The following is a 24,902-nucleotide window of genomic DNA, read 5'->3' on the forward strand; positions in this document are numbered from 1 at the left end:
GGTCCGCGCCGGTGAACGACCTCAGCCCCTTTGTCGTGGCCGGTGCCCGTGCACTCGATCCGGGCAAGTTCCGCGATCCTTTGGTGACCGCTTCCGGGGAGCGGCGGGCGATGGTGGCGCCGACGGGTCTCGCCACGCTGTGGATCAACACCGGTACGCTGTGCAACCTCGCCTGCCGGACCTGCTACATCGAAAGCAGTCCGCGCAACGACGCGCTGGTCTATCTCACCTTGGCCGAGGTCGAATGCTACCTCGACGAAGCCCAGGCGATTGGTACCCGCGAGATCGGCTTCACCGGCGGCGAGCCCTTCATGAACCCGGACATGCCCAGGATGATGGAGGCCGCGCTCGCCCGCGGCTTCGATGTCCTGATCTTGACCAACGCCATGCGCCCGATGCGCCGTTTCGAGGACGCGCTGCTTGCGCTTCGCAGCGACCGGCTGACGATGCGCGTCAGCCTCGACCATTACAGCCGGCCGGTCCACGAAGCTGAGCGCGGCGCCGGCACGTGGTACAAGGCAATCGCCGGGTGCCGGTGGCTGTCGGATCAGGGCTTTCGGCTGGCGATCGCCGGCCGCCAGCTTCCCGGCGAGGACGAAGCGCGTGCCCGGGCCGGTTATTCCGCGCTGTTTGCGGCAAGCGGCTTGTCGGTCGACGCCGATGACCCGGCGGCGCTGGTGCTGTTTCCCGAGATGGACGCGACCGCCGACGTGCCCGAAATCACCGAGACCTGCTGGGACATCCTCGGCAAATCGCCGGCCTCGATCATGTGCGCGTCGAGCCGGATGGTGGTGAAGCGCAAGGGCGAGCCGCGGGCCACGGTCGTTGCTTGTACCCTCATTCCCTACGACCCCGCCTTCACCATGGGGGAGACCCTGGCCGAAGCGGATCGGCCAGTCGCGCTCAACCATCCCCATTGCGCGCGCTTTTGCGTGCTGGGCGGCGCGAGCTGCTCGGCCTGAGCACGGCCGGCGCATCGCTGTCGGTCGTCATTCCGACCTTGAACGCGGCGGCCGGCCTGCGTGCCTGCCTCGCGCCTCTGGCAGGCGCGGACGAGCTAATCGTCGTCGATGGCGGATCGATCGACGGGACCGAGCAGCTTGCCGTGGAATGTGGCGCCCGGGTGATCCACGCGCCGCGCGGGCGGGGCCGACAGCTTGCAACAGGGGCGGCGGCGGCTCGGGGCGACTGGCTGTTGTTTCTTCATGCCGACACCCTGTTGGGCGAAGGGTGGCTGCAAGCGGTCCGGCGGCATATGGACGATCGGCCGGGCGAGGCTGCCTGTTTCGGCTTCCGGCTGGACGATTCCCAATGGCAGGCGAGACTGGTGGAGCGGGGCGCCACGCTGCGCGCCCGGGCGCTCGCCTTGCCTTACGGCGATCAGGGGCTGTTGATCTCGCGCAGCCTGTACGACGGGATCGGCGGCTATCGCGCCCTGTCGTTAATGGAGGATGTCGACCTCATCCGTCGCGTCGGTCGAAAACGGCTTCGGCATCTCGCCATCCCGGCCACGACCTCCGCCGAGCGGTGGCGTCGGGACGGGTGGGCCAAGCGCTCGGTGCGCAACCTGTCATGCCTTGCCGCCTATTTCCTCGGCCTCGACCCGAACCGCATCGCCCGCTTCTACGACTGAGACCCGAGCGTCCGCGCAAGGATGATGTCGAGCTTGGCGATCATGGCCGGATCGCGGGCATCCGGAGCGGTGATCAACGCCATGTCGAGCACCTTGTCGACTGCCGACGGCGCCCGTTGCTCAGGCAGGGATCGGGCAAGTTCGACCACCAGTCGGCGGCCAAGATCGGCATTGGCGGCGAGCTGGGCGATCACCGCCGCCACTTCCACCCTTTCACCTTCGCTTCGCCAGCAATCATAGTCGGTGACCATGCCGACCAATGCGTAGGGAAGCTCCGCTTCCCGCGCGAGCCGCGCTTCGGGCATGGCGGTCATGCCGATAACGTCGCAGCCCCACTGCCGGAACAGCCGGCTTTCCGCGCGCGACGAGAATTGCGGTCCTTCCATCGCCAGGTAGGTGCCCCCCCGCGTGACGCTCGCCCCGGCCGCCACCGCCGCGTCGGCGCACAGTCCCGACAGGCGTGCGCAGGTCGGGTCGGCCATGCTGACGTGGGCGACGAGGCCGGGGCCGAAGAAGCTTGCCGGCCGGGCCACCGTGCGGTCGATGAATTGATCGACCACCACAAACTGCCCGGGCGGCAGTTCCTCGCGCAGGGAGCCGACGGCGGAGATCGAGACAATGTCCGTGCACCCCGCGGCCTTCAGCGCGTGGATATTGGCGCGGGCGTTGACCTCACTCGGCGGTATGCGGTGACCGCGGCCGTGCCGGGGCAGGAAGACCAGGCGGACCGCCCCGATCCGCCCTGTCAGCAGTTGATCGGACGGGGCGCCCCACGGCGTATCGACGGCGATCCAGACCGCATCCTCGAGTGCGTCCATGGCATAGAGGCCCGAACCGCCGATGATGCCGACCGTCCATTCGCTCATCGCCCGGCCTCCGCCAGATCCGCCAGAAAGCCACGGATGCGCTTGGCGTTGACTCCGACGTCGCTGACCCCGACCCGGCTGATGGAGCGCATGTCCACGACCGAACCGCCGGCGCGCTCGGGATCGGGCCGTACCCGCACCACGACATCGTCCTTGAAGCGGAAGAACAGGGTGGTGGCGGTCGCTTCCATCGTACCGCGGCGCGGATCGACCGCCGCAACCTCCCACCCGCGATCACGGGCCAGCCGTTCCGCGCTCCGCAGCACTTGTTCGGGCGGCGCTGCCAGCCGAAGCGGACGGATGTCGCCGTACGCCCGGCGGTGCAGTGCCCTCCACCGCTGCTCGGGCGGCATTGCGGCCAGCTCCGGATTTCCCTCGTCGGGGATATTCTTCAGGTTGTCGTCCCTGACTGTCAGGCGGGCGAACTGCGGCATGTCGTCCAGATTCGTCGTCACGTCGTGGATTGCGGGCACGCTCCGCGCAGTGACGATCAGATTGCCGAGATAGCCCACGAACAGCAGCGCGGTAAGCAGGGCCAATGCGTTCAGCCAACCCGTCCTGGCCCCCCTCCGGCGTGCGATGAACCAGGCGACGATCGCCAGCAGGCCACCCGCCACCGCCCCGATCAGGGCGTAGCGCAATGCGCCAAGACCGGCCCCGTACGTCCACCACCCCGCACCGGTCCCAAGCCCCGCGATCAGGGCCGTTCCCACGCCACCGACGCTGAGGACCAGCGCAAGGATCGACAAGCGCCTTCCCCAGCCGTGGTTCGCCATTTCGTCCGTCATCGCCTGTCCCCCTCTCGCGCCTCGCCGAACGGCTGCAGCAACATGCTGACGAGCCGTAGCTCGCGCGCGGACCGATAGTGCGGCACGCCGATCGTCATTCCTTCATGCCCCGCCTCCGGCTGATCCCGATAGGTGCCGAACACCCTGTCCCAGCACGCGAGATTGAACCCGAAATTGCTGTGCGTTTCGCGCGGCACCACCGAATGGTGGGTCCGGTGCATATCGGGTGTGACGATCAACAGGCGCAGTGGCCGGTCGATCCAGCCCGGCAATCGGATATTGGAATGGCTCCACATCGAGGTCGCGTTCAGGACGACTTCGAAGATCAGCACGGCCAGCGCTGCCGCACCCAGAATGACGACCGCCGCGATCTTGATTACCATGGAAATCAGGATTTCGACCGGATGGAAGCGAAGGCCTGTGGTGACGTCGAATTCCAGGTCGGCATGATGCACCCGATGCACGCGCCACAGCCAGGGGGCCGCATGGAACAGCACATGTTGGCCGTAGATCAGAAGGTCGAGCAGGATCACCGCCAGTCCGACCTCCAGCCACAAGGGCGGTTCGATCACATTGAATATGCCCCAGCCACGAGTCTCCGCCAGCAGCGCCGCGCCCATCGCCCCCAAGGGGAAGAGGATCCGGACGATGATCGTATCGAGCGCGACCACGCCAAGATTGCCGGGCCAGCGCTGCCAACGGCCGACGGACTGCCGCCGGCGCGGGGCCAGCAATTCGGCCGCCGCCAGCAGCAACAGGACGCCGGCGAAGGCTCCGAGGCGGATCCAGGGCTCGAGGTGCGAGGGAGAGCTCACCTGTCGCTCATGCCATGATTCCAGCGACTATTCATTCGCCCCATGGTCCCGGTTGATCTAGCAGCCGCGTGATGAGCCCGATCCGACTTGTCGTCTTCACCCGGTATCCGGAGCCCGGACGCGCCAAGACCCGCCTCATCCCGACGCTCGGCGCCGAGGGTGCCGCTGCGCTTCATCGCCGGCTGACCGAACGGACCGTGTCCGCCGCCAAGGCCTCGCGCCTTGCGATCGAGGTCCGCACCACCGGCAATTCCCGCCGTGCGTTCGCCGACTGGCTGGGTGATGACCTGGCATTCGCGGATCAGGGCGATGGCGATCTCGGGCAACGTCTGCGACGGGCCGCCATCCCTACGCCGGTGCTGTTCATCGGCTCCGACCTTCCCGACCTCACCGCCGCGCATCTCGTCGACGCGGCAAATCTCATGCGCTCCCATCAGGCAGTGATCGGACCGGCCGAGGACGGGGGCTATTGGGCGCTGGGCCTCAATGACCCGGCGGATTTCCTGTTCGACGCCATGCCCTGGGGAACGGATCAGGTGTTTCGCCTCACGATGGAGCGGCTTCGCAGCAGAGGGATCGTTCCTGCACTGCTTCCGACCCTTGCCGACTGCGACCGGCCCGAGGATCTGGCTCGCTGGAGCGAATTGTCGAGATGACCGCGGCGCAGGGAGCGCTCCGGCGTTCGCTCTACGCTATTGGCCGCCGCTTCTTTGCGCCCGGGCCGCCGCGCGGGCGGTGCGGCCGGTCGGGTCGGCCGCGATGGTGCAACCGGGCAGGCCCAGCGTGCCGACGTCCTTGCACGCCCGCACCTGCGCGCTGCCATCGGGCCCGACGAAGATCGCCCAGTCGCGCCCGTCATCGCAGCTCGCCGACCACATCGACAGCTTGGTGTATTCCTGCACATAGCCCGACTTGGTGACACGGCGACAGCGCAGACCGCTGGCCAGGATCGCCCGCTTCAGGCCGATGTCGCGGTTCATCGCGTCCAATTCGTGCAATTGGTCCTGCTCGGCGCTGCGCACGGCGATCTGCTGATCCTGCGGCAGGTTCACCGCCACTGCTCCGTCACGCGCGGCGCCGCCGCCGCCGCCCTGGCCGCATGCCGCCGCCATCGCACCCAGACCTGCGATCATCATCCAGCGCATCATCTCACCTCTTCGCCGTCATAACGGATACGAACCCGGGACGCTGCATCGACCGCGCGCTTTCTTGCCGCAGTGACGCTTTCGCCCCGTGCCAGCGTCACGCCCATGCGGCGATTCGGCAATGTCCTGGGCTTGCCGAACAGCCGGAGGTCATCGGCGGCACGAAGCGCTTCGGCGACACCGTCGAAGGCGAATGTTGCGCTGTCCCGGTCGGCCAGGATCACCGCCGAGGCCGACGGACCGGCCGGGACGATCGGTCCGACCGGCAACCCCAGAATTGCGCGCAGGTGCAGCTCGAACTCATTGGGGCTCTGGCCGACCAGCGTCACCATGCCGGTGTCGTGCGGCCTGGGGCTGAGCTCGGAAAAGATCGCTCGGGTCCCCGCAATGAAGAATTCGACGCCGAAGATGCCGCGCCCGCCCAGCGCTTCGACGACCCTGGCCGCTTGATCCTGCGCGGACCGCAGTGTCGCCTCGCTCATCGCCGCCGGCTGCCAGCTTTCACGATAGTCGCCGGCTTCCTGCCGGTGTCCGATGGGTGCGCAGAAGTGGATTCCATCGACGGCGCTGACCGTCAGCAGCGTGATCTCGGTGTCGAAGCGGATGAACTCCTCGACGATCACTCGCGGCCGGTCGCCGCGCATGTTGGCGACGGCGTAATCGTAGGCCGCCCCGACCTCATCCAGCGTCTGCGCCGTGCTCTGCCCCTTGCCGCTGCTCGACATGACCGGCTTCACCACGCATGGCAGCCCGGTGAATGTCGCCGCAGCCAATGCCTCCTCTCGGCTTTCCGCAAAGCGGTAGCGACTGGTTTCCAGTCCCAGCTCGCCCGCCGCGAATTCCCGGATGCCATCACGGTTCATGGTGAGCTGGGCCGCTTTGGCCGACGGCACCACGCACCAGCCTTCCCTTTCCAGCTCGGCCAGGGTGGCGGTGTCGATCGCCTCGATCTCCGGCACGATGAAGTCCGGCCGGTGCTTCTCCACCGCGGACCGCAGCGCCGCGCCGTCCAGCATGGAAAAGACTTCGCACGCGTCGGCCACTTGCATCGCCGGCGCGCGGGGATACCGGTCGCACGCGACCACCTCGCACCCCAATCGTTTGGCGGCGATCGCGAATTCCCGGCCCAGTTCGCCGGATCCCAGCAGCATCAGTCTGGCGATGAACATGACGGCGCGTTAGCAAGGCTGCGGACCATCTGTATATCCGGGGGATTGTTTTCATGCGCCTTGCCGCCGCCGTATCCGCCCTGCTGCTGCTCGCCGCCGCGCCGCCCAAGCCGCTCACACCCACTGAGATCGTCGCACAGGCCCCGGCCTCGGCCTGGCGGACGATCCCGGCCGAAGACCTGCTGCTGATCGACTATGACGGAGGCGGCCGGACCGTCATCCAGCTCGCCCCGGCCTTCGCGCCGGTCCACGTCGCGAATATCCGGGCGCTGGCCGGCGCCGATTACTGGAACGGCGCTTCGGTCTACCGGGTGCAGGACAATTATGTCGCGCAATGGGGCACCAACGACGACAAGAAGCCGCTGCCCGCCGCCGTCGTGCGCAAGCCGCCGGCCGAATACACCCGCTCACCGCGGGGCCTGGCGATCCGGCCCTTCCCCTGGTCCGACCCCTATGCCGCCGGCACCGGCCACAGCGGCGGCTGGCCGGTGGCACGCTATCGGAACGGGCAGGTCAGCCTCACGCATTGCTACGGGACGGTCGGGGTCGGTCGCGATCTCGATCCGGACACCGGAATGGGCGGCGAACTTTACGCCGTCATCGGCCACGGCCCGCGCCATCTTGATCGCAATATCGCCATCGTCGGCCGGGTTGTCGAAGGCATCGAGCACCTCAGCGCACTGCCACGCGGGACCGAGGCGCTCGGCTTCTACAAGGAAGGGACGGTGGCGAAGCGGATCCGCGCCGTTCGCCTGGCCTCTGCGCTCTCGCCCGCGGAACGTCCAGCGTTCCAGTACCTGATGGAAACCAGTCCCAGCTTTGCTGCCTATCTTCGCGCCCGGGCCAATCGGCAGGACGACTTCTATCGCGTTCCGGCTGGCGGCGTGGACTTGTGCAATGCGCCGGTGCCCGTTCGTCGGACACCGGCGCGCTAAGCTTCCGGCCGTCGCCCCTTGGGGAATTAGTCTCCCCTGCCGGCGGTCGCGCGACCGCGTTGCTCGCGGTCCTCGCCTATGCCCTGTGTCGGTTGCCGGAGGGGAGTTTCGTTACGCCGCCCAGGCGTGATCCTGATTATTCCGGTTGCGGTGCTGGATGACCACCGGCGGATTATGGTGACGCATGCTCGCTTCGGCCAGCGGCAGGGCCGTGGCGCAGAAGGCACACTCGGCGGAAACCCGCCCGATCAGCCAATGGGTGCGGCCGCAGCCGGGGCAATGGTTGACTTCATGCTCCCGGTAGACCGCATGATAACCGCGGCCGGCTGGGTCGTGCTTCAGACCTAGATCGCCAAGGCTCGGGAAATTCGACATCACAAAAATCCTTTCGGAGGGGCACAACGACCAACCCGCCGATTCGGTTCAATTTGGAAACCATGTCCGCCGTCAGACAGCCCTGAGGGCTGCCGCCGGGCGTGCGGCAAGGGCCGGCCAGGCGGCCAGTAAGGCGGTCGCAACCGCCACGCCGATCCCCGCGAGCGGAAGCGCCACCAGCGCCGGCCAGTCGGGTCGAAACGCAAGCTCGAACAATTGCGTGGTCGCCGCCCAGGCCGCCGCGGTGCCCAGGGCGAAGGCCGTCGCAGCGATTGCTCCGGACATTGCCAGAAACTCGATCAATTGCGCGCGCAGCACCTGGCCCCGCGTCGCTCCGACCAGTTTCAGCAGCACGCTTTCGCGCGACCGCTTGGCCCGGGTCGCGGCCACCGCGCCGGCCAGCACCGCCACCCCGATCAGGATCGCGACTGCTGTCGCCAGGGTGATCGCCGCGTTCATGGCGATCAGGATGGCGCTCACCCGCTCCACCACTTCCGCCACCCGGATCACGCTGACCATCGGCAATTCGGCCGACAGCGCCCGTTCCAGCGCCAGCGTTGACCGGCCCGGATCGGGCGCGGCCGTCGCCATCAGCGTGTAGGGCGCGCCTTCCAGCGCTCCCGGCGCGAAGATGATCGCGAAATTGAAGCCGAAGCTGCGCCAGTCGATGCTCCGCAAATTGGCGATCCGCGCTTCAATGGGCGCCCCCAGGACCGCGACCGTCATGGTGTCGCCGACCTTCAGTCCCAGCGCTTCTGCCGCTTCGAGGTCGAGCGAGATCAGCGGTGGCCCGCGATAATCGGCCGGCCACCACTCGCCCGCCACCACCCGATTGCCCTCCGGCAGATCGCGCGCAAAGGTCAGACCGCGATCGCCGCGCAGAATCCAGGCGCCCTCGGGGATGGCCCGCATCGCGCTGACCGGCTGGCCGTTGAGCGCCGTCACCGGCCCCCGCAGCGATGGCACCAACCGCAAATCGGCGTCCGGCAGGTGGCGTGCCGCAAGCGACCGTAACCGCGCTTCCTCCGCCGCCGGGATGTCGAGCATGAACAGGGCGGGCGCCTTGCGTGGCAACGTTCCAGTCAATTCGGCAGAAACGCTCGATCCGATCCCGGCCAAGGCGACCAGCAGCGAAAGGCCAAGCCCCAACGCGACGCTCAACCGAATCGTCGCGGCCCCGGGCCGATGCAGTGCAGCAACGCCCAATCGGGTGATCGGCCCACCGCGCCCGCTGGCCAGACGTGCGACCCGCGCAACCAGCCAGCCCAGGGCCACGAAGGCCACTACCAGCACCATCGCTCCACCGAACGCCCACAAGGTCAGGCGGCGATCGTCGGCACTCCACAGGGCCAAGGCCGCCGCCGCCAGTCCGGCCACCGCGGGAACGGCCAGGTTCCGCCACCGCACGCCGCGCCGCTCGTCGACGTCCCCGCGCAGGACGGCCGCCGGTCGTTCGTCCACCGCCTTCGCCAGCGGCGACCAGCTGGCCGCTATTGTCACCAGCCCCCCGAACACGGCCGACAGGGCCAACGCTCCCCACTGCACCCCGCGCTCCGGCTGGACCGGCAACAGGCCTTCCGCCGCCCGCGCGACCAGCGCCGGAGCAACGGCGCCCAGCGCCAGGCCGATGACGATCGCGATCAGGGCCAGCAGCGCGACGCTCCAACCCAGCATCAGACCGAGGTCGCGGCGCGACGCCCCGTGGACCTTCAAGACGGCGATGGTCCGCTGGCGGGACGCGGCGAAGGCGGCCGCGGCGCTTGCGATGCCGATGCTTCCGATCCCCAGCGCGCCAAGCGCGATCAGCAGCAGAAGCTGGCCGACGCGATCGACGAAGCGCCGCGTCCCACCCGCGGCATCGTCGCTCTCCAGCGCCCGCCAGCCCCCGTCGGGAAAGCGCTGCTGAAACGCTTCCCCGGTGGCTTTAGCGTCTGCTCCTCCCGGAAGCAGCAGGCGATAGCTGCTGGTGTAAAGGCTGCCGGGCTGAACCAGGCCGGTGCGGGCCAGGCCCTCGCGGCTGACCAGCACCGGCGGCGCCAGCGCGAAACCGCCGACCGCCGGCAGCTCGGTCACCACCCCGCTGACCCGAAAGTTCGCAAAGCCGAGCCGTACTCCCGATCCGACCCGCAGTCCGAACCGGTCGGCCAGTTCGCGCCCCACCGCCGCTTCCCCGGCATTGGGCATTCGTCCCGCGGCAAAGCGGACCGCGCCGGCGGGTGGCCAGCCAGCTTCGACGCCCGACAGCTCGACGAGTGCGCTTCCGCCGGCCGTGACGATGTTCGATCGCAGCGTCGTGCTTTCGGACACCGGCCCGAGCGCGGTCATCGCCGCCCGTTCTTCCGGCGTCGCATCGCGCTGCGACGTGCTCAGCAGCAGGTCGGCACCCAGCAGTTCGCGGCCATTGTTTTCAATGGTTGCGCGAATAGACGAAGCGACGCTCGTTACCGCCGCCAAGCCACCAACCGCGATCGCCAGGCAGACCAGCAGCAGCCACAGTCCGCCGACCCCACCCCGCAGGTCCCTTCGGGCGAGCGCCCAGCCATTCATCAGGCGGCGATCCGTCCGTCGGCGATGCGCACGATCCGGCTCGCCCGTTCGGCCACCGCCGGATCATGGGTAATGACCAGAAGGCCCGCGCCCGAAGCCGCCACCCGCTCGAACAGCAGGTCGATGATCCCTGCGCCGGTTGTTGCATCAAGATTGCCGGTCGGCTCGTCGGCCAGCAGCAGGCGCGGCCGGGATGCGGTCGCCCGCGCGATCGCCACGCGCTGCTGCTCGCCTCCCGACAGTTGCGCGGGATAATGGGTCAGCCGCCCGCCCAGGCCGACCGCCTCAAGCTCGGCTTCCGCCCGCCCCCGGACATCATCGACGCCGGCCAGTTCCATCGGCACCATGACGTTCTCGGACGCGGTCATGGTCGGCAGCAGGTGAAACGCCTGCAACACGACCCCGATGCTCCGGCCGCGCAGCCGGGCCAGATCGTCCTCACCCAGCGCGCTCACATCCTGGCCGAGCACCTTCGCCGACCCGCCGCTCGCCCGCTCCAGCCCGGCGATCACCGCCATCAGGCTGCTCTTGCCCGATCCGGACGCGCCCAGGATGGCGACGGTCTCGCCCTCGGCCAGCTGAAAATCGATGCCGCGCAGGATCTCGGTCCGGGCCGCGCCGGTGCCAAGGGTCAGGCGAATGTCGGAAAGGTCGATCAGGGGGTCTGCCATGCTCAGGCGCAGATGGGGCGATTGAAGCCGCGCCGCAACGGCCTAGATGAAGGTATATGTTCCTGAAAGCTGCCGCGGCCGCGCTTGCCGCCTCTCTCGCCATCCCCGCCGCCGCTCAACAGCCCCGCGCGGCCGAGCCCTATATCCTGGCGTTCGGCGACAGCCTGACTGCCGGTTACGGACTTGGCCGTGGCCTCGGTTTCGCGCCTCAGCTGCAGGCAGCGCTGCGCCGCCACGGCATCAAGGCCACCGTCCATGACGCGGGAGTGTCCGGTGACACCACCTCCGGCGGCCGGGCCCGGCTCGGCTGGACGCTGCAACGGCTGGAGCGCACCCCGGATCTCGCCATCGTCGAACTGGGCGCCAACGACATGTTGCGCGGCGTCGACCCGAAGGTGACCGAACAGAACCTCGACGCCATCGTGGCCGAGCTGGACCGGCGCGGCATTCCTGTCCTCATCGGCGGGATGCTCGCACCGCCCAACCTGCCGCCGAATTATCGCCGCAACTTCGAAAGCATCTTTCCGCGAATGGCGCGCAAATATGACGCGGAGCTTTATCCCTTCTTCCTGCAGGGGGTGGCGCTCAACCGGGCGCTGCTGCTGCAGGACGGGGTGCACCCGAACTTCGAAGGGGTGAAGCGGATCGTCACCGGCATCCTGCCGAGCGTCCGGCGCGCGTTGGCCCGTCCCGCCCGCCCCTAGCGGCCGAGCAGCCCGTCCGTATCGATCGGTTCCGCGAACTCGGCGCCGATCCGCTTGCCCTCGGCCCAGCGGATGACCGCATTGGCGCGCTCGCGGCCCGGCAGGATCAGCCACACCCGCGCGCCGACGGCGAACTCCTCGACCGCCTCGGCCATGAACCCGGTCGACGAGATGTTCAGCACCCGTGCTTCGCAGCCTTCGCTGCCAAGCTCGCGCAGGCGGGCGTCGACCTCGACCGGTTCGCGTTCGGCACGCCGCCGCTCACCGGCTTCCTCCTGGCCCTGAATGCGGGCTTCGATCTCCACGCCATACGTCTCCGGCGCGCGCGCGTCGTGCGCGCTCGCGGCGTTAGCGTCTCGCTCCTGTGAAGGTTCCTGGCGGTTCTTGGTCATGAGTCGGGCAATGCCATTAGCGGCGGCATCGTCGCACGTCACTGTGGCTCTGCCGACACTTGGCGGGCGCGGTTCATCCGGTGTATTGGTGACCTCACCCAAGAAAGACGGGTCGGGTGCGCGTCAAAGGTGCCCGCTTGCGGATTGAACAATGGGTTGGGGTGCCATGAAAGCGCGTGATTTCCTTCTGCCTCTGCTGGCCTCCGCCGCAGTCGGATCTTCGGCCGTGGCCTGGGCGCAGTCCGCCCCGGTTGCCGCGCCGCAACCGGTGCCCCCGACGGCCGCCGCTCCGGCCACTCCGACCCCGCCGGTCGACCTTCCGCCGCCCTTGTGGCAGGTCGGTGCCGCGCAGGAACTGCTCGCCTACATCCGTCAGGTCGGACGCGAAGGGCTCGACCCGCGCGATTATAATCCCGAGGTGCTGGACATGGCGCTGCGGGGCCGCGACCCGATGACCATTTCGCGCGCCGCGACCGACAGCTTCAACAAGCTGGCGGGCGATCTGGCGCTTGGCCATGTGCGCGGCTCGGCGCGGCATCAATGGTTCGTCAAGGACCCGGACATGGACGGCGACCGGCCCCGACAGTTGCTGATGCAAGCGGTCGGCACCATGCGCGTCGCCGACACGCTGAACGGCCTGCTGCCGACGCATCCACAATATGGCGCGCTCAAGAACGCCCTGTCCCTCGCCGATCCGGCCGACGCGACGGCGATCGGCAAGGTCCGCCTCAACATGGACCGCTGGCGCTGGCTCCCCCGCGACCTCGGCGCGCGCTACATCATCGTCAACGTCCCCGGGGAACACGCCACCCTCGTCGAAAACAGCGTCACGCGCTGGAAGCATCGGGCGATTGCCGGGGCGGTGAAGACCCCGACCCCCCAGCTGTCGGTCAATGCCACGGGCGTGATCCTCAATCCCTGGTGGGAAGTGCCCAAAAGCCTCGCCGGCGAAGTCGGTGGGAAGAGGGGCTACGTCGCCGTGCGCGGCAAGGATGGAAAGGTTCAGCGCTGGCGCCAGCCGCCGGGTCCGGGCAACGCGCTTGGCAAGATCAAGTTCGTGATGCCGAACTCCGAAGCCATCTACCTCCACGACACCAATAATCGCGGGTTGTTCGATCGTCAGGCGCGGTTCCTCAGTCACGGCTGTATCCGGACCGAGAATATCCTCGACCTAGCCACCGAGTTGTTGAGCGACGACGGCGGGCAGTACGACCGTGCCCGGATCGACGGAATCCTCGACAGCGGTAAAACGGTCCAGGCCAATTTCGTGAAGCCGGTGCCGGTGTACATCGTCTATTTCAGCACCGCTGCACTGACCGATGGCAAGCTGGTCCAGTACAAGGATCTCTACGGCCGTGACGGGCGGGTGCTGTCGGCATTGAACGACCGAAACGGAGTCGACAAGCTGGCGCCGAAGCCGGCCAAGACCGCAGCCCGCTAAACCCCTTGAAACAGGAAGGGCCGGCACCGCTGCAACGCGGCACCGGCCCTTCACCCCCTCGCGAAACCGGTTTTCGTCAGGCGATCTTGTCAGCGAAGATCATGCGCCCGCCGCCCAGCCGCTGCATCACTTCGTAATGGCTCTTGGCCGAGAAGGCGAAGCAGCCCTCCGAGCGGCCAAGCTTGCCGTGAATGTCGATCATGTCGGGCTCGGCATACCAGGCCTGATGCACCACGATCGCGCGTTCCAGCGCGTTGTTGTTGGACCAGTCCAGTCCATGCAGCTTCATCGAAAGCCCGTACTTGCCGTGATAATATTCCGCGGTCGAATAAGCGCCGTTGGATGTCGCGAGGCTGCCGAAGTCGTTCGAGAACTGCTCCAGCCAGCCGGAATGTGCACGGTCCGAACCCCGGCCGTGAGCGACCAGGTGGCTGTCCGTCCGACCGTTCGCCAGGTCCACGATGTGGAACCGCGCTTCACGGCTGGCCATGTTGAAATCCACGATGCCAAGATTATCCCGGTAGCGCGCGGCCCCGCGGCGGCTGTGCTGGTCCAGCGCAGCCTTGGCGCGGGCGAACAGCTGCGGATTGACCCCCAACGGGGTGGCCGGGGCCGCGGGCACGGGAGCAGGTGGAACCGGCGGAGGTGTGGGCGCGGCGAAGACGACCGCCGGCAGACCGGCAGGAGTCGCGGCGCTGGAAACCATCGCGGCCCCCGCTCCAATCGTGCCCCAACGCAGCATTTCCCGGCGATTCACGCTCATTCACGACCCTCCTGACGGAAAGACGTCTTATACATGTCAAAGGGTTAATGGCCGATAACGATATTGCCCGTAACGAGCGGTCCGCCCTGACTCCTGTTCTTTTCGTCGCAGGTCGACCGGCTCGCGGAAGCTTGAAACCCACGATGACCGCTGTTAAGGGGCGCACCACCGGCGTGGGTCTGACTCGCGACGAACAATATTCATTGGCATTTGCGAAGCGATGGCCGATTCGGTTGTCCGCAGTGCCGCCCGCCGGCGAACCGGCACGCAATTTGGATGGGAGTTGGACGGCCTTTTTATGCAAATCATCGTTCGCGACAACAATGTCGACCAGGCGCTGCGCGCGCTCAAGAAGAAGCTGCAGCGCGAGGGCGTCTATCGCGAGATGAAGCTTCGCCGTCACTACGAAAAGCCGTCCGAGAAGCGCGCTCGTGAGCGTGCGGCCGCCATCCGCCGCGCACGCAAACTGGAGCGCAAGCGGGCGGAGCGCGAAGGCGCCCGCTAAATCACTTTCATATCCAAGGGGCCGCTCGAAACCGGGCGGCCTTTTGCTTTCAAGCTGCCAGTCCGCTTCGAGGAACTCCGATGAGCGTCACCCAGGTTCCGATCCGTCCCGTTGCCGGGGCGACTCGCATTCGCACCTTCGGCGGTCTGTTGCTCCTGGTTCTCGCGGGCGTCCTGCTGGCCTGGTTCGGCGCCGGCGCCCTGCGCGGTGAGACCACCGCCAGCGGGCTGCAGTTCCGAACGGTGCAGGCCGGTGAAGGGCCGCTGGTAACGGCCAACGACGGCGTGGTCATTGAATATGAGGGCCGCCTTCTGGACGGCACCGTGTTCGACACGACCGAGGGCAAGGGCCCGGCCCCAATGATCGCCGGTCAAGTGATCCCCGGCTTTGCTGAAGCGCTGCAGAAGATGCAGAAGGGCGGCAGCTACAAGATTCGCATTCCCTCGACCCTGGCCTATGGCGCCAACCCGCCGCCGGGTGGTCCGATTCCGCCGAACGCGGATCTCGAATTCGATGTCGAGGTCGTGCAGGTGGTTCCCAACGCCGCGCAGATGATGAGCCAGATGCCGCCGCCAGGCGCCGACGGTCCGCCCGTCCCGGGGCAGCCCGGCCAGTAAGGCCTTGCCGGGCGCGAGCTCGCCGACGCAACCGGCGGGCCGCAATCGGCCCGTGAAGGCATGTCTTCGCCGATTGCTTGCCGCCATCAAGACCCGGTTTTCGAAGAACTGACTGACCGGTCTTGCTGGTCCGTCTTCGGTGAGTGCCGCCGCTGAAGCCTGGCGGACTCAGCCGCCTTGCAGTCAGCCCCTGCGCCGATCGTCAATCGCGCGGCAATTCCAGGATTGCGGCCCGGTCGCGGACCACCGCCAGGATTTCCGGAAAAAAGCGGAGGTTATTCGCGGACCTCCGGGCGCAGACTTGCTCCGGCCCGGCCCGAGCGAAGGGCCTGGAACCAGCTGACCGGATTCAACAGCTGGGTGGAACCGTCCAGGCTGAAGGTGATGAATTCGGCCCGGCCACCGATATTTTCCCACGGCACCGGGCCGCCTAGGCCATGCTCCAGCTCGCCCGCCTCGAAGCGGCTATCCGCGCTGCGGTCGCGATTGTCGCCCATCAGGAAGACGTGCTTTGCCGGGACCGTGACGGGTCCGTAGTCGTCCCCCGGGCTATTGCCGAGGTCGATGGTGTCGTAGCTCGCGCCGTTGGGCAGCGTTTCGCGCACGATCGGCAGCCGGCAGTAGCGCTTCCCGTCCTCCGCCTGGACCTGGAACCCGGCAAACTCGATCCCGCAGGGCGCATTGGCGTCCACCGGCACCATTGCCGGCGGCCGTACTTCTCGAGCAACCGGCTGGCCGTTGATGATCAGGCGACCATCCTCGACCTCGACCGTGTCGCCGGCCACTGCGACCACGCGCTTGATATAGTCCTCACGCGCGCCCGGTGGAGTGACGATCACCACGTCACCCGGCGTCGGCATCCTGCCCAGCAGGCGACCCTCCATTTGCGGGGCCAGGTGAAAGCTCGGACTGACCCACGACCAACCGTAGGGATATTTGCTCACCACCAGCCGGTCGCCTTTTAGCAGCGCCGGCATCATCGATTCGCTGGGAATGTAGAACGGCTTGGCAACGAAGCTGTGAAACAGCAGCACCGCCAGCAGGACCCAGAACAACCCCTTGATCTCGCGCCACAGCGCGGATTCCTTCGGTGACGGGTTCGTGGTCGCGATCGGCTCGGCCTTCGGCGGCACGGCATTCGGGTCCGCGGTCATCGTGTCGTCAGGCAATCAGCTCTCCAGCGTGCGGGCTTCCAGAATGACGAACGCCTGCGCCCAGGGATGATCGTCGGTCATGGTCAGGTGGACCTCCATCGCGTGGCCCGGAGGGGTGAGCGCGTCAAGCCTCGCCCGCGCGCCCCCGGTCAGCGCGAGCGTCGGCTTACCGGACGGAAGATTAACGACGCCGATATCCTTCATGAACACTCCGCGCTTGAAGCCGGTGCCGACCGCCTTGGAAAAGGCCTCCTTCGCCGCGAAGCGCTTGGCCAGCGTGCCCGCCGCGGTGAACGGCCGCCGCGCGGCCTTGGCCTGCTCCACCTCGGTGAAGACGCGCCGCAGGAAGCGCTCTCCCCAGCGATCGAGCGACCTTTCGATCCGCTCGATATTGCACAGGTCCGACCCCAGGCCGACGATCAACGCGCCGAATCCATCAGTTCGCGCATCCGCCGGACGCTTGCGTCGAGCCCGGTGAAGATGGCTTCACCCACCAGGAAATGTCCGATGTTCAGCTCCCGCACCTGCGGGATGGCCGCGACCGGCACGACATTGTCGTAGGTCAGGCCATGTCCTGCGTGGACCTCGATCCCGTTTTTCGCGGCCAGCGCCGCCGCGTCGGCCAGCCGCGTCAGCTCCACGGCCCGTTCCTCGCCCGACAAATGCGCATACCGCCCGGTGTGCAGTTCCACGACCGGTGCGCCGAGCCGCATGGCCGCCTCGATCTGCCGCGGGTCCGGCTCGATGAACAGGCTGACCCGCACCCCGGCATCGACCAGCCGCCCCACCATCGGCGCCAGCAGGTCGAACTGCCGCTCGGCGTCGAGTCCACCCTCCGTGGTGCGCTCCTCCCGCTTTTCGGGAACGATGCAGGCCGCGTGCGGCCGGTGTCGCAGCGCGATTGCAAGCATCTCGTCGGTTGCCGCCATCTCCAGGTTCAGCGGCAACCGGATCTCGCGCATCAAGCGCTCGATATCGCCATCGGTGATGTGCCGCCGATCCTCGCGCAGGTGCGCCGTGATCCCGTCCGCTCCCGCCTCTTCAGCAAGGTGCGCGGCCCGCACCGGATCGGGAAAGTCGCCGCCTCGCGCGTTGCGGATGGTGGCGACATGATCGATGTTGACCCCAAGGCGCAGCTGGTCCGTCATGCCTCCGCCCGGCTTCCCGGCTTCACCGCAGGCATGGCCGCGAGTTCGGGCGGGAGCGAATCAGGCTGGTAGGTGGGCACATCGAGTCGGATCAGCGAGGTGAACGGCACTCCGAACTCGGCCGAGCCGTTCGATCGATCAACCAGCGCCGCCGCGCCGATAACGCGGCCGCCGGCCGCTTCCACTGCCTTGATCGCCTCGCGTGAGGACAGGCCGGTGGTTACCACGTCTTCGACCAGCAGGACGTTCTGGCCCGGCTCGATCGCGAAGCCGCGGCGCAGTTCGAACGTTCCTCTCGGCCGCTCCACGAACAGCGCCGGCCTGCCCAGCGACCGTCCCATCTCATGGCCGATGATCACGCCCCCCATCGCCGGCGAGATCACCAGATCGACCGCACCGCGCAGGTCCTCCGGCAGCCTGGCTGCCAGCGCCCGCGCCAGGCGTTCGGCCCTTTTCCCGTCCATCAGTACGCGTGCACACTGGAGATAGCGCGAGCTTCGAAGGCCCGAGGACAGGATGAAATGCCCTTCCAGTAACGCACCCGCGGCGCGGAATTCCGCCAGGACTTCTTCGTTCGTCATTGCAACCCATCTGCCCTTTTGCCCATGTTGATAGGACCCGGACAAAGGGTCATCAACCGTTCAGGCATCAGGCGGAGACAAGCGCTTGAGAGAGGGGCAGTCCCCCGCTACAAGGCCGCCACTTGTCGCAGGCGGCACCTTCGTCCTGTCGCGTCACCGTTCGCTGTCTTTGGGGTTGCAATGAAGTTTTCCGGATGGGTTATCGCCTTTGCCGCGGCCGGGCTCACTCCTTTAAGTGCCCAAACTCCGCCGGAAGTTGGGGCCCAGGGCAGCGCTGCCAGCACCACCGCGACCACCGCCGCTCCGGCGGAGGCGCAACCCAACACTACGGCGCCGGGCGCCGCGACCGATCCAACCCCGCAGGCCAGTGCAGTCGCGCCTGCATCGCCGGGAGCATCGGCTACGCCGGCCTTTGACCATGCCGCGCCGACTCCGGGCGTCGGCATGCCGCGCGGCGCGATGGGCACCCAGCCGCAGTTCACGCCGATCGGCGAGGAGGGTGCCGCGTTCCACAACAACTGGCTGCTGCTCCTTTGCGCCGCGATCAGCCTATTCGTGTTGGGCCTGCTCGCCTACACCATGCTGCGCTACCGCCGCGGCGCGAACCCGACGCCGTCGCGCACCAGCCACAACACCTTTGTCGAGGTCGTCTGGACCCTCGTCCCAGTGCTGGTCCTGGTGGCGATCGCAATCCCCTCGATCCGCCTCATTCGGCATCAGTACACGCCGCCGCCCGCGGACCTCACGATCAAGGTGATCGGCAACCAGTGGTACTGGACCTACCAGTATCCGGACAACGGCGGGTTCGAGATCGTCTCCAACATGCTGAAGGAAGCGAATGAGGTCACCGGCGGCGCCCGTGCCCGCACCGACCGCGATGGCCCGCGCCTGCTGGCGGTGGATGAGCGGCTGGTGATCCCGGCCGGCGCCGTGGTGAAGTTCATCGTCACGTCCAACGACGTCATCCACAGCTTCGCCGTGCCGGCGTTCTGGACCAAGATCGACGCCAATCCCGGCATCCTCAACGAGACCTGGGTCAAGGTCGACCGTCCGGGCGTCTACTTCGGCCAATGTTCCGAGCTATGCGGCGCCCGCCACGCCTATATGCCGATCGGCGTCGAGGTTGTGACGCCCGAGCGCTTTGCACAGTGGGTTTCGACCAAGGGCGGCACCATGCCGGGTGCGCGTCCCGCCCCCGTAGCGGACAGCACGGCGGCAACCACGGTCACGCTCACCAGCGTCACGGCCGGCCCCGCGCCGACCGCAGCGGTCGGTAACACTGCCGAAGGGGCACAGCCCGTCGCAGGCAATGGGCAGGCCGGCGTCGCCAATCGCGCCACCGACAGCAGCAACACGAATTAAGAGCGGACGAGCAACAGAACCATGGCCACCACCGCAGACACTCTCCCGCTCACGGCCCACGAGGCCCATGATGCCCACAGCCACGACGCGGACCACAAGCCGGGCTTCTTTGCCCGCTGGTTCATGTCCACCAACCACAAGGATATCGGCACGCTTTACCTGATCTTCGCGATCATCGCGGGGATCATCGGCGGCGCGATCTCCGGCATCATGCGGGCCGAGCTCGCTCAGCCGGGCATCCAGATCCTGACGCAGGGTTGGCCGATCGGCGCGGGCAGCGCGAACTTCGATGAAGCGCTGCATCACTGGAACGTGCTGATTACCGCCCACGGCCTGATCATGGTGTTTTTCATGGTCATGCCCGCGCTGATCGGCGGCTTCGCCAACTGGTTCGTGCCGATCATGATCGGGGCCCCCGACATGGCGTTCCCGCGCATGAACAACGTCAGCTTCTGGCTGATCGTCCCCGCCTTCATCCTTCTCCTCGGCTCGGCCTTCGTGCCGGGCGGGACCGGCATCGGTGCTGGCACCGGCTGGACCGTCTACGCCCCGTTGTCGACCAGTGGCTCGGCCGGTCCGGCGGTGGACATGGCGATCTTCGCCCTCCACCTTGCCGGCGCCAGTTCGATCCTGGGCGCGATCAACTTCATCACCACCATCTTCAACATGCGTGCGCCGGGAATGACCCTGCACAAGATGCCGCTGTTCGTATGGTCGGTGCTGGTCACCGCCTTCCTGCTGCTGCTCGCGCTGCCGGTGCTGGCCGGCGCTATCACCATGCTGCTGACCGACCGCAACTTCGGCACCAGCTTCTTCGACGCCAGCGGCGGCGGCGATCCGCTGCTTTACCAGCATCTGTTCTGGTTCTTCGGTCACCCCGAAGTCTACATCATGATCCTTCCCGCATTCGGAATCGTCAGCCAGATCGTCGCGACGTTCAGCCGGAAGCCGGTGTTCGGCTACCTCGGCATGGCCTACGCCATGGTCGCGATCGGCGTGGTCGGGTTCGTCGTCTGGGCCCACCACATGTTCACCGTCGGCCTCGACGTGAATGTGAAGATGTACTTCACTGCGGCCACCATGATCATCGCGGTCCCGACGGGCGTGAAGATCTTCAGCTGGATCGCGACCATGTGGGGCGGGTCCATTTCGTTCGAAACGCCGATGCTGTGGGCGATCGGCTTCATCTTCCTGTTCACGGTCGGCGGCGTGACCGGGGTCGTGCTCGCCAACGGCGGCGTCGACACCTACATGCACGACACTTATTATGTGGTGGCGCACTTCCACTATGTGCTGTCGCTTGGTGCCGTGTTCGGCCTGTTCGCGGGCTTCTATTACTGGTTCCCGAAGATGTCGGGAAAGATGTACAACGAGTTCCTCGGCAAACTTCACTTCTTTGTGATGTTCATCGGCGTGAACGTGATTTTCTTCCCGCAGCACTTCCTTGGTCTTGATGGCATGCCGCGGCGGTACCCGGACTATCCGGACGCCTTCCAATATTGGAACAACATCTCGACCATCGGTTACATGATCACCATTGCGGGAATGGGAGTCTTCTTCGTCAACCTGTTCTGGTCGCTCGCGGCCGGCAAGAAGGCGCCGGACAATCCCTGGGGCGAAGGCGCGACGACGCTGGAATGGACCCTCCCAAGCCCGCCGCCCTACCACCAATTCGAGACACTGCCGAAGATTGATTGAGCCCGGCGCGCTCAATCAGGGCCGGCAAACACTGAAGACCCGCCTTGCGGCAGCGAGGCGGGTCTTTTGCGTTGTCAACGCCGATCGGCTGAACGCTTCGTCCGCTCTCCAGTGAAAGCCGACATCGGCACAGGTCGCGCAATTGTCCCGGACCGTTTAAGGATTGACGTTCGGGGCCAGAATGGCCTGCAGCGTGAAGCGACGATGACCGACCATTATCGCACCTTGGGCGTGTCGCCCACTGCCGAGGACGGCGCGATCCGTGTCGCTTACCTTGCGCTCATGCGGCGCTATCATCCCGACCAGAACCGGGATGCGGACGCTGCGGAACAAGCCAAGCGCGTGTCTGGCGCCTACGCGGTGCTAAGTGACCCGGCGAGGCGCGCCGCCTATGACCGGCAACTGGCCGCCCGGGCCGTGCCGCAGGTCTGGGCGCCTGCCCGTCCGGCGCCCCGGGGTCGAGGCGCCTTCGCCATGATGGTGGTAGCGGCGGCGGGACTGCTGGCTTTCGCCGCGACCCGGCCAACCGGCATCTCGCAAACCCCGTCGGCCCCGCGTCCAGCTGCGACCGACCGCGCAACCCAGGATGCTGAACGCGGCTGTCCGGACCAGGCTGATCCCAAGGATGTTCGCCGCGCCTTGTTCCGCACAGCGCGCCGCGACGAGCTGGCCGATCCCGACGCTTTTCGCATCGCCGCGGCGTCGGCCGAAATCCAGCTATCGCCGATCCATGCCGAAGGGTCGGAGTTGCTCGGCAACGTGCGGTGCCGAGCTACCGTCGCGCTGCGCTTGCCCGATGGCATCTCAACCGCCAACGGATCGCACAGCCTGCTTGCGGACGTCTGGTTTCACCCGGCGACTTCTGACAGCGACCTGCCGCTGGATCTGGAGACCGATGACGCGGTGTCGCAAGCACTGACCACCCTCGGCCGGGCCGTCCAACTCGCAGCGGCCGAACCTCTCGTGCTTGAGCCGCCGACCGGATCATCGCCCATTGGGTCCGCGCCGACCGCCGTATCCGAACCACCGCGCATTCCTCCGGAAACCCGTTCGATCCCTAGACCGGCCCCTCCACGGACGGCTCGGCAGCAGGTGGCCCGGCCAGGGGCCATGCCGGCCACCGCCGCGAATGAGCCGCGGATCGACCTGTCGGCGCTCGAGCGGCACCAGACCATTCTCTACCAGCAAAGCTATCTGGCGGCCGACGCCCGCAAGCGCGCCCTGCTGATCAGCAGCCGGAACAGTTTCCTTGCCCGCCTTGGCGGCTGTGGCTCCGATCGATGCCGGCGCGACACCTATCTCGGCCGCAATCAGGAGATCGCGTCGATCATGGGCAGCTGAGCCCGCTTATTCCGCCAACTTGCGAACCGTCCGGATAGTCACTGGCGGATCCAGCATCTGACCTTTCATCGACCCCTCGCCTTTCGTCGCGCTTACCGGGGAGGCGAGGATCGCTTTCACCACGTCCATTCCCTCGACGACCCGCCCGAACACCGCAAAGCTGTCGCCGAACGTGGTGATCGGATCGACCAGGATGAAAAAATCGGACCGCGCCGTGCCTGGTCCGACATTGGCCATGGCCACCGCGCCAGCCGCCATCTTCAATCCGGTCTCGGAGGGCGGCTCATGCTTGACCGGCGGATACAGCAGGCGCGCATCCTTGGTAATGCCCGCCTGAACGAGGCCGCTCTTTCCGTAGGGCATGGCACGATAGAAGCCGATCCCGTCGAACCGCTTCGATTCCACGTAGCGCAGGAAATTGGCGGTCGTGGCAGGCGCGCGCCCGCGATCGAGCGCCAGCACGATCCGGCCTTTTTCCGTGTCGAGAGCCACCTCGACGAGGTCGTCCCGAGGCGCCTCCGAAGGTGCTGGAGGGACCGTCTGGGCGACAGCCGGCATGGCGTTGAAAAGGCTGAGCGCTAAGGCGAATCGCGTGATCATCCGCGAAGCCTAGCGCCTCCGGATGAACGTCACTATACGCCCACTCGAGTCATGACCACGCTCGCTGCCAACCCTGCCCTGCCTGCCGACTGGCGGGACCTGTTCGCGCTGACGAAGCCGCGGGTTATGACGCTGGTCGTCTTCACCGCGCTGTGCGGCCTGCTGGCAGCGCCGGGGCCGATCGACCCGGTGCTCGGCTTCGCGTCGGTGCTGTGCATCGCGCTGGGCGCGGGTGGGGCAGCGGCGCTCAACATGTGGTACGAGGCCGACCTCGATGCCCATATGAAGCGGACGCGCAACCGACCGCTTCCGACCGGGCGAGTCAGCCGCCAGACAGCGCTGCATTTCGGGATCGGCCTTTCGGGTGCGTCCGTCGTGCTGATGATGCTGGCCGCCAATTATCTGGCGGCCGCGATCCTGGCCTTCTCCATTTTCTTTTATGCGGTGATCTACACCGTCTGGCTGAAGCGCCGCACCGCCCAAAATATCGTCATCGGGGGCGCCGCGGGGGCCTTTCCGCCGCTGATCGGCTGGGTCGCCGTGACCGGCGAGATCGCCACCCTGCCCGTCCTCCTGTTCCTGATCATATTCCTGTGGACGCCGCCGCATTTCTGGGCGCTTAGCCTGTTCGTGCGAACCGACTATGCCTCTGCCGGAGTGCCGATGCTGCCGGTCGTGTCCGGGATCGAGACGACCCGTCGCCAGGTGTTCCTTTACACCTTGCCAATGGTCGCCGCTGCGATCGTCCCGTGGCCACTCGGACTGACCGGCGCGATCTACGGCCTGTCGGCAACTTTGCTATCGGCAGTCTTTATGGTTCTTGCCGTTGCCGTGCTGGCAAACAAAGCTACCGAACCCGCCGAGATGAAGCCCGAGAAGAAGCTGTTCGCCTTCTCGATCCTTTATCTGTTCGGGCTTTTCGGCGCGCTGGTTGTCGATCGCTGGCTGTAGGCAGATGACCGCTCCCCGTCCCGACGAAGATCTGGTGCGCGCACGCCAGAAAAGCGGCTCCCGGGTCACCGCCCTGCTGCTGATCGGCTTCGTCGTTCTGGTTTTCGCCATCACCATTGCGAAGCTGTCGCTGAACCAGTGACGACGCTGGCGGACAAGAATCGGACCGTCGCGCTTCGGGCAGTGCTCTTCGTGCTGTTCATGGTCGGACTCGCCTTCGCCTCGGTGCCGCTCTACCGCATCTTCTGCCAGGTGACCGGATTTGGCGGCACCCCGATGCGCGCCGATGCGGCACCCGGCGCGGTTGCGGGGCAGGTGGGCGTCCGCTTCGACGCCAATATCAATCCCGCCCTTCCGTGGACCTTCAAACCGCAGGAAACGGTAATCAAGATCCACCCGGGCGAGCGGATGGTGACCAATTACGTTGCCCACAATCTAACCGCGCGCAGCACGACGGGACGGGCGATCTTCAACGTCACCCCCGCCAAGGCCGGACAGTATTTCAACAAGATAGAGTGTTTCTGCTTCACCGAGCAGACGCTTCGGCCCGGTCAGCGGGTCGAGATGCCGGTGGTGTTCTTCGTCGACCCGAAAATTCGGGAGGACGAGGCTACGCGCGACATCGACGAAATCACCCTGTCCTATACCTTCTTCCCAGTGGAAAAGCCGGGACAGCCCGGCTAAGCCCCTCGCGCAAACTC

Annotated in this window: 29 protein-coding genes; 14 read left to right on the forward strand and 15 right to left on the reverse strand. The window is 66.9% G+C overall.

Going from position 1 to position 24,902, the window contains the following annotated elements; genetic code table 11:
• The first annotated feature begins 11 nt into the window (after nucleotides 1-11).
• Together AC4GYS_RS02390 and AC4GYS_RS02395 are read left to right on the forward strand one after the other, a co-directional pair.
• The gene (locus tag AC4GYS_RS02390) at nucleotides 12-962 is read left to right on the forward strand and encodes a radical SAM protein (RefSeq protein WP_491107510.1); all 951 of its coding nucleotides are present in this window, start codon (nucleotides 12-14) and stop codon (nucleotides 960-962) included.
• Nucleotides 929-1,633: a TIGR04283 family arsenosugar biosynthesis glycosyltransferase gene (locus AC4GYS_RS02395; protein ID WP_491107511.1), complete on the forward strand. Its 705-nt coding sequence runs from the start codon at nucleotides 929-931 to the stop codon at nucleotides 1,631-1,633. Before AC4GYS_RS02390 ends, AC4GYS_RS02395 begins: the two co-directional genes overlap by 34 nt.
• On the opposite strand, the gene AC4GYS_RS02400 is transcribed toward AC4GYS_RS02395, so the two are convergent.
• From AC4GYS_RS02400 to AC4GYS_RS02410, 3 genes are read right to left on the reverse strand one after another with little or no spacing between them, the layout of a single operon-like run.
• On the reverse strand, nucleotides 1,624-2,499 hold the full coding sequence (locus AC4GYS_RS02400) for an S-methyl-5'-thioadenosine phosphorylase (protein ID WP_491107512.1): 876 nt from the start codon (nucleotides 2,497-2,499) through the stop codon (nucleotides 1,624-1,626). The genes AC4GYS_RS02395 and AC4GYS_RS02400 overlap by 10 nt on opposite strands.
• Nucleotides 2,496-3,287, reverse strand: a complete 792-nt coding sequence (locus tag AC4GYS_RS02405; RefSeq protein ID WP_491107513.1) for a DUF1499 domain-containing protein — start codon at nucleotides 3,285-3,287, stop codon at nucleotides 2,496-2,498. Before AC4GYS_RS02405 ends, AC4GYS_RS02400 begins: the two co-directional genes overlap by 4 nt.
• A complete protein-coding gene (locus AC4GYS_RS02410) occupies nucleotides 3,284-4,102 on the reverse strand; it encodes a sterol desaturase family protein (RefSeq protein WP_491107514.1) in 819 nt (272 codons plus the stop codon). The genes AC4GYS_RS02405 and AC4GYS_RS02410 overlap by 4 nt, the downstream gene beginning before the upstream one ends.
• A gap of 71 nt (nucleotides 4,103-4,173) precedes the next feature.
• Between AC4GYS_RS02410 and AC4GYS_RS02415 the strand changes: the two genes are divergently transcribed.
• Nucleotides 4,174-4,758 carry a TIGR04282 family arsenosugar biosynthesis glycosyltransferase gene (locus AC4GYS_RS02415; protein ID WP_491107515.1) on the forward strand — a complete coding sequence of 195 codons (585 nt, stop codon included), beginning with the start codon at nucleotides 4,174-4,176 and terminating at the stop codon, nucleotides 4,756-4,758.
• 36 nt (nucleotides 4,759-4,794) lie between these two features.
• On the opposite strand, the gene AC4GYS_RS02420 is transcribed toward AC4GYS_RS02415, so the two are convergent.
• Nucleotides 4,795-5,250 carry a hypothetical protein gene (locus AC4GYS_RS02420; RefSeq protein ID WP_491107516.1) on the reverse strand — a complete coding sequence of 152 codons (456 nt, stop codon included), beginning with the start codon at nucleotides 5,248-5,250 and terminating at the stop codon, nucleotides 4,795-4,797.
• Complete coding sequence (purT, locus tag AC4GYS_RS02425; RefSeq protein ID WP_491107517.1) at nucleotides 5,247-6,416, reverse strand: formate-dependent phosphoribosylglycinamide formyltransferase; 1,170 nt, start codon at nucleotides 6,414-6,416, stop codon at nucleotides 5,247-5,249. Before purT ends, AC4GYS_RS02420 begins: the two co-directional genes overlap by 4 nt.
• Nucleotides 6,417-6,469: 53 nt before the next feature.
• On the opposite strand from purT, the gene AC4GYS_RS02430 reads away from it, so the two are divergent.
• A complete protein-coding gene (locus AC4GYS_RS02430; RefSeq protein WP_491107518.1) occupies nucleotides 6,470-7,351 on the forward strand; it encodes a peptidylprolyl isomerase in 882 nt (293 codons plus the stop codon).
• A gap of 111 nt (nucleotides 7,352-7,462) precedes the next feature.
• Here the strand turns inward: AC4GYS_RS02430 and AC4GYS_RS02435 are convergent, their stop codons facing one another.
• From AC4GYS_RS02435 to AC4GYS_RS02445, 3 genes are all read right to left on the reverse strand, one after another.
• On the reverse strand, nucleotides 7,463-7,726 hold the full coding sequence (locus AC4GYS_RS02435) for a hypothetical protein (protein ID WP_491107519.1): 264 nt from the start codon (nucleotides 7,724-7,726) through the stop codon (nucleotides 7,463-7,465).
• A gap of 72 nt (nucleotides 7,727-7,798) precedes the next feature.
• Entirely contained in the window at nucleotides 7,799-10,273 is a 2,475-nt protein-coding gene (locus AC4GYS_RS02440; RefSeq protein ID WP_491107520.1) for an ABC transporter permease, read from the reverse strand.
• Nucleotides 10,273-10,944 carry an ABC transporter ATP-binding protein gene (locus AC4GYS_RS02445; RefSeq protein ID WP_491107521.1) on the reverse strand — a complete coding sequence of 224 codons (672 nt, stop codon included), beginning with the start codon at nucleotides 10,942-10,944 and terminating at the stop codon, nucleotides 10,273-10,275. Before AC4GYS_RS02445 ends, AC4GYS_RS02440 begins: the two co-directional genes overlap by 1 nt.
• Before the next feature lie 56 nt (nucleotides 10,945-11,000).
• Here AC4GYS_RS02445 and AC4GYS_RS02450 point away from each other — a divergent pair, with 56 nt between their 5' ends.
• Nucleotides 11,001-11,648 carry an arylesterase gene (locus AC4GYS_RS02450; protein ID WP_491107522.1) on the forward strand — a complete coding sequence of 216 codons (648 nt, stop codon included), beginning with the start codon at nucleotides 11,001-11,003 and terminating at the stop codon, nucleotides 11,646-11,648.
• On the opposite strand, the gene AC4GYS_RS02455 is transcribed toward AC4GYS_RS02450, so the two are convergent.
• Nucleotides 11,645-12,040 carry a PilZ domain-containing protein gene (locus AC4GYS_RS02455; RefSeq protein WP_491107523.1) on the reverse strand — a complete coding sequence of 132 codons (396 nt, stop codon included), beginning with the start codon at nucleotides 12,038-12,040 and terminating at the stop codon, nucleotides 11,645-11,647. The genes AC4GYS_RS02450 and AC4GYS_RS02455 overlap by 4 nt on opposite strands.
• 151 nt (nucleotides 12,041-12,191) lie before the next feature.
• On the opposite strand from AC4GYS_RS02455, the gene AC4GYS_RS02460 reads away from it, so the two are divergent.
• A complete protein-coding gene (locus AC4GYS_RS02460; RefSeq protein WP_491107524.1) occupies nucleotides 12,192-13,481 on the forward strand; it encodes a L,D-transpeptidase family protein in 1,290 nt (429 codons plus the stop codon).
• 76 nt (nucleotides 13,482-13,557) lie between these two features.
• Here AC4GYS_RS02460 and AC4GYS_RS02465 read toward each other — a convergent pair whose 3' ends face one another.
• Entirely contained in the window at nucleotides 13,558-14,244 is a 687-nt protein-coding gene (locus AC4GYS_RS02465; protein ID WP_491107525.1) for a murein L,D-transpeptidase catalytic domain family protein, read from the reverse strand.
• Between the two features lie 298 nt (nucleotides 14,245-14,542).
• Here AC4GYS_RS02465 and rpsU point away from each other — a divergent pair, with 298 nt between their 5' ends.
• Nucleotides 14,543-14,749, forward strand: a complete 207-nt coding sequence (gene rpsU / locus AC4GYS_RS02470; protein WP_029941857.1) for a 30S ribosomal protein S21 — start codon at nucleotides 14,543-14,545, stop codon at nucleotides 14,747-14,749.
• A gap of 80 nt (nucleotides 14,750-14,829) precedes the next feature.
• Nucleotides 14,830-15,366, forward strand: a complete 537-nt coding sequence (locus AC4GYS_RS02475; RefSeq protein WP_491107526.1) for an FKBP-type peptidyl-prolyl cis-trans isomerase — start codon at nucleotides 14,830-14,832, stop codon at nucleotides 15,364-15,366.
• Between the two features lie 275 nt (nucleotides 15,367-15,641).
• Here AC4GYS_RS02475 and lepB read toward each other — a convergent pair whose 3' ends face one another.
• From lepB to pyrE, 4 genes are read right to left on the reverse strand one after another with little or no spacing between them, the layout of a single operon-like run.
• Nucleotides 15,642-16,520, reverse strand: a complete 879-nt coding sequence (gene lepB / locus AC4GYS_RS02480) for a signal peptidase I (protein ID WP_491107527.1) — start codon at nucleotides 16,518-16,520, stop codon at nucleotides 15,642-15,644.
• A 15-nt stretch (nucleotides 16,521-16,535) separates the two neighbouring features.
• Nucleotides 16,536-16,943: a holo-ACP synthase gene (acpS, locus tag AC4GYS_RS02485; RefSeq protein ID WP_491107528.1), complete on the reverse strand. Its 408-nt coding sequence runs from the start codon at nucleotides 16,941-16,943 to the stop codon at nucleotides 16,536-16,538.
• Nucleotides 16,940-17,668: a pyridoxine 5'-phosphate synthase gene (locus AC4GYS_RS02490; protein ID WP_491107529.1), complete on the reverse strand. Its 729-nt coding sequence runs from the start codon at nucleotides 17,666-17,668 to the stop codon at nucleotides 16,940-16,942. Before AC4GYS_RS02490 ends, acpS begins: the two co-directional genes overlap by 4 nt.
• The gene (gene pyrE, locus AC4GYS_RS02495; RefSeq protein ID WP_491107530.1) at nucleotides 17,665-18,249 is read right to left on the reverse strand and encodes an orotate phosphoribosyltransferase; all 585 of its coding nucleotides are present in this window, start codon (nucleotides 18,247-18,249) and stop codon (nucleotides 17,665-17,667) included. Before pyrE ends, AC4GYS_RS02490 begins: the two co-directional genes overlap by 4 nt.
• A gap of 180 nt (nucleotides 18,250-18,429) precedes the next feature.
• On the opposite strand from pyrE, the gene coxB reads away from it, so the two are divergent.
• The 3 genes from coxB to AC4GYS_RS02510 all read left to right on the forward strand — a co-directional run bounded on the left by coxB (nucleotide 18,430) and on the right by AC4GYS_RS02510 (nucleotide 22,650).
• Entirely contained in the window at nucleotides 18,430-19,611 is a 1,182-nt protein-coding gene (gene coxB, locus AC4GYS_RS02500; protein WP_491107531.1) for a cytochrome c oxidase subunit II, read from the forward strand.
• 21 nt (nucleotides 19,612-19,632) lie between these two features.
• A complete protein-coding gene (gene ctaD, locus AC4GYS_RS02505; protein ID WP_491107532.1) occupies nucleotides 19,633-21,309 on the forward strand; it encodes a cytochrome c oxidase subunit I in 1,677 nt (558 codons plus the stop codon).
• 204 nt (nucleotides 21,310-21,513) lie between these two features.
• Entirely contained in the window at nucleotides 21,514-22,650 is a 1,137-nt protein-coding gene (locus tag AC4GYS_RS02510; protein ID WP_491107533.1) for a J domain-containing protein, read from the forward strand.
• A 6-nt stretch (nucleotides 22,651-22,656) separates the two neighbouring features.
• Here the strand turns inward: AC4GYS_RS02510 and AC4GYS_RS02515 are convergent, their stop codons facing one another.
• A complete protein-coding gene (locus tag AC4GYS_RS02515; RefSeq protein WP_491107534.1) occupies nucleotides 22,657-23,250 on the reverse strand; it encodes a peptidylprolyl isomerase in 594 nt (197 codons plus the stop codon).
• A gap of 51 nt (nucleotides 23,251-23,301) precedes the next feature.
• On the opposite strand from AC4GYS_RS02515, the gene AC4GYS_RS02520 reads away from it, so the two are divergent.
• The 3 genes from AC4GYS_RS02520 to AC4GYS_RS02530 are packed head-to-tail and all read left to right on the forward strand — an operon-like array spanning nucleotide 23,302 to nucleotide 24,885.
• Nucleotides 23,302-24,201: a heme o synthase gene (locus AC4GYS_RS02520; RefSeq protein WP_491107535.1), complete on the forward strand. Its 900-nt coding sequence runs from the start codon at nucleotides 23,302-23,304 to the stop codon at nucleotides 24,199-24,201.
• A 4-nt stretch (nucleotides 24,202-24,205) separates the two neighbouring features.
• Complete coding sequence (locus AC4GYS_RS02525) at nucleotides 24,206-24,343, forward strand: cytochrome c oxidase system small membrane protein (protein ID WP_491107536.1); 138 nt, start codon at nucleotides 24,206-24,208, stop codon at nucleotides 24,341-24,343.
• Nucleotides 24,340-24,885 carry a cytochrome c oxidase assembly protein gene (locus AC4GYS_RS02530; RefSeq protein ID WP_491107537.1) on the forward strand — a complete coding sequence of 182 codons (546 nt, stop codon included), beginning with the start codon at nucleotides 24,340-24,342 and terminating at the stop codon, nucleotides 24,883-24,885. Before AC4GYS_RS02525 ends, AC4GYS_RS02530 begins: the two co-directional genes overlap by 4 nt.
• The last annotated feature ends 17 nt before the right edge of the window (nucleotides 24,886-24,902 follow it).

The sequence above is a fragment of the Sphingomonas sp. SP1 genome, assembly GCF_058313395.1.

Excerpts from the sequence above, each read along its gene's own strand:
- AC4GYS_RS02400 (WP_491107512.1), bottom strand. The coding sequence starts at position 2,499 with ATGAGCGAATGGACGGTCGGCATCATCGGCGGTTCGGGCCTCTATGCC.
- AC4GYS_RS02405 (WP_491107513.1), bottom strand. The coding sequence starts at position 3,287 with ATGACGGACGAAATGGCGAACCACGGCTGGGGAAGGCGCTTGTCGATC.
- AC4GYS_RS02415 (WP_491107515.1), top strand. The coding sequence starts at position 4,174 with ATGAGCCCGATCCGACTTGTCGTCTTCACCCGGTATCCGGAGCCCGGA.
- AC4GYS_RS02420 (WP_491107516.1), bottom strand. The coding sequence starts at position 5,250 with ATGATGCGCTGGATGATGATCGCAGGTCTGGGTGCGATGGCGGCGGCA.
- purT (WP_491107517.1), bottom strand. The coding sequence starts at position 6,416 with ATGTTCATCGCCAGACTGATGCTGCTGGGATCCGGCGAACTGGGCCGG.
- AC4GYS_RS02430 (WP_491107518.1), top strand. The coding sequence starts at position 6,470 with ATGCGCCTTGCCGCCGCCGTATCCGCCCTGCTGCTGCTCGCCGCCGCG.
- AC4GYS_RS02435 (WP_491107519.1), bottom strand. The coding sequence starts at position 7,726 with ATGTCGAATTTCCCGAGCCTTGGCGATCTAGGTCTGAAGCACGACCCA.
- AC4GYS_RS02440 (WP_491107520.1), bottom strand. The coding sequence starts at position 10,273 with ATGAATGGCTGGGCGCTCGCCCGAAGGGACCTGCGGGGTGGGGTCGGC.
- AC4GYS_RS02445 (WP_491107521.1), bottom strand. The coding sequence starts at position 10,944 with ATGGCAGACCCCCTGATCGACCTTTCCGACATTCGCCTGACCCTTGGC.
- AC4GYS_RS02450 (WP_491107522.1), top strand. The coding sequence starts at position 11,001 with ATGTTCCTGAAAGCTGCCGCGGCCGCGCTTGCCGCCTCTCTCGCCATC.
- AC4GYS_RS02455 (WP_491107523.1), bottom strand. The coding sequence starts at position 12,040 with ATGACCAAGAACCGCCAGGAACCTTCACAGGAGCGAGACGCTAACGCC.
- AC4GYS_RS02460 (WP_491107524.1), top strand. The coding sequence starts at position 12,192 with ATGGGTTGGGGTGCCATGAAAGCGCGTGATTTCCTTCTGCCTCTGCTG.
- AC4GYS_RS02465 (WP_491107525.1), bottom strand. The coding sequence starts at position 14,244 with ATGAGCGTGAATCGCCGGGAAATGCTGCGTTGGGGCACGATTGGAGCG.
- rpsU (WP_029941857.1), top strand. The coding sequence starts at position 14,543 with ATGCAAATCATCGTTCGCGACAACAATGTCGACCAGGCGCTGCGCGCG.
- AC4GYS_RS02475 (WP_491107526.1), top strand. The coding sequence starts at position 14,830 with ATGAGCGTCACCCAGGTTCCGATCCGTCCCGTTGCCGGGGCGACTCGC.
- lepB (WP_491107527.1), bottom strand. The coding sequence starts at position 16,520 with ATGACCGCGGACCCGAATGCCGTGCCGCCGAAGGCCGAGCCGATCGCG.
- AC4GYS_RS02490 (WP_491107529.1), bottom strand. The coding sequence starts at position 17,668 with ATGACGGACCAGCTGCGCCTTGGGGTCAACATCGATCATGTCGCCACC.
- pyrE (WP_491107530.1), bottom strand. The coding sequence starts at position 18,249 with ATGACGAACGAAGAAGTCCTGGCGGAATTCCGCGCCGCGGGTGCGTTA.
- coxB (WP_491107531.1), top strand. The coding sequence starts at position 18,430 with ATGAAGTTTTCCGGATGGGTTATCGCCTTTGCCGCGGCCGGGCTCACT.
- ctaD (WP_491107532.1), top strand. The coding sequence starts at position 19,633 with ATGGCCACCACCGCAGACACTCTCCCGCTCACGGCCCACGAGGCCCAT.
- AC4GYS_RS02510 (WP_491107533.1), top strand. The coding sequence starts at position 21,514 with ATGACCGACCATTATCGCACCTTGGGCGTGTCGCCCACTGCCGAGGAC.
- AC4GYS_RS02515 (WP_491107534.1), bottom strand. The coding sequence starts at position 23,250 with ATGATCACGCGATTCGCCTTAGCGCTCAGCCTTTTCAACGCCATGCCG.
- AC4GYS_RS02520 (WP_491107535.1), top strand. The coding sequence starts at position 23,302 with ATGACCACGCTCGCTGCCAACCCTGCCCTGCCTGCCGACTGGCGGGAC.
- AC4GYS_RS02525 (WP_491107536.1), top strand. The coding sequence starts at position 24,206 with ATGACCGCTCCCCGTCCCGACGAAGATCTGGTGCGCGCACGCCAGAAA.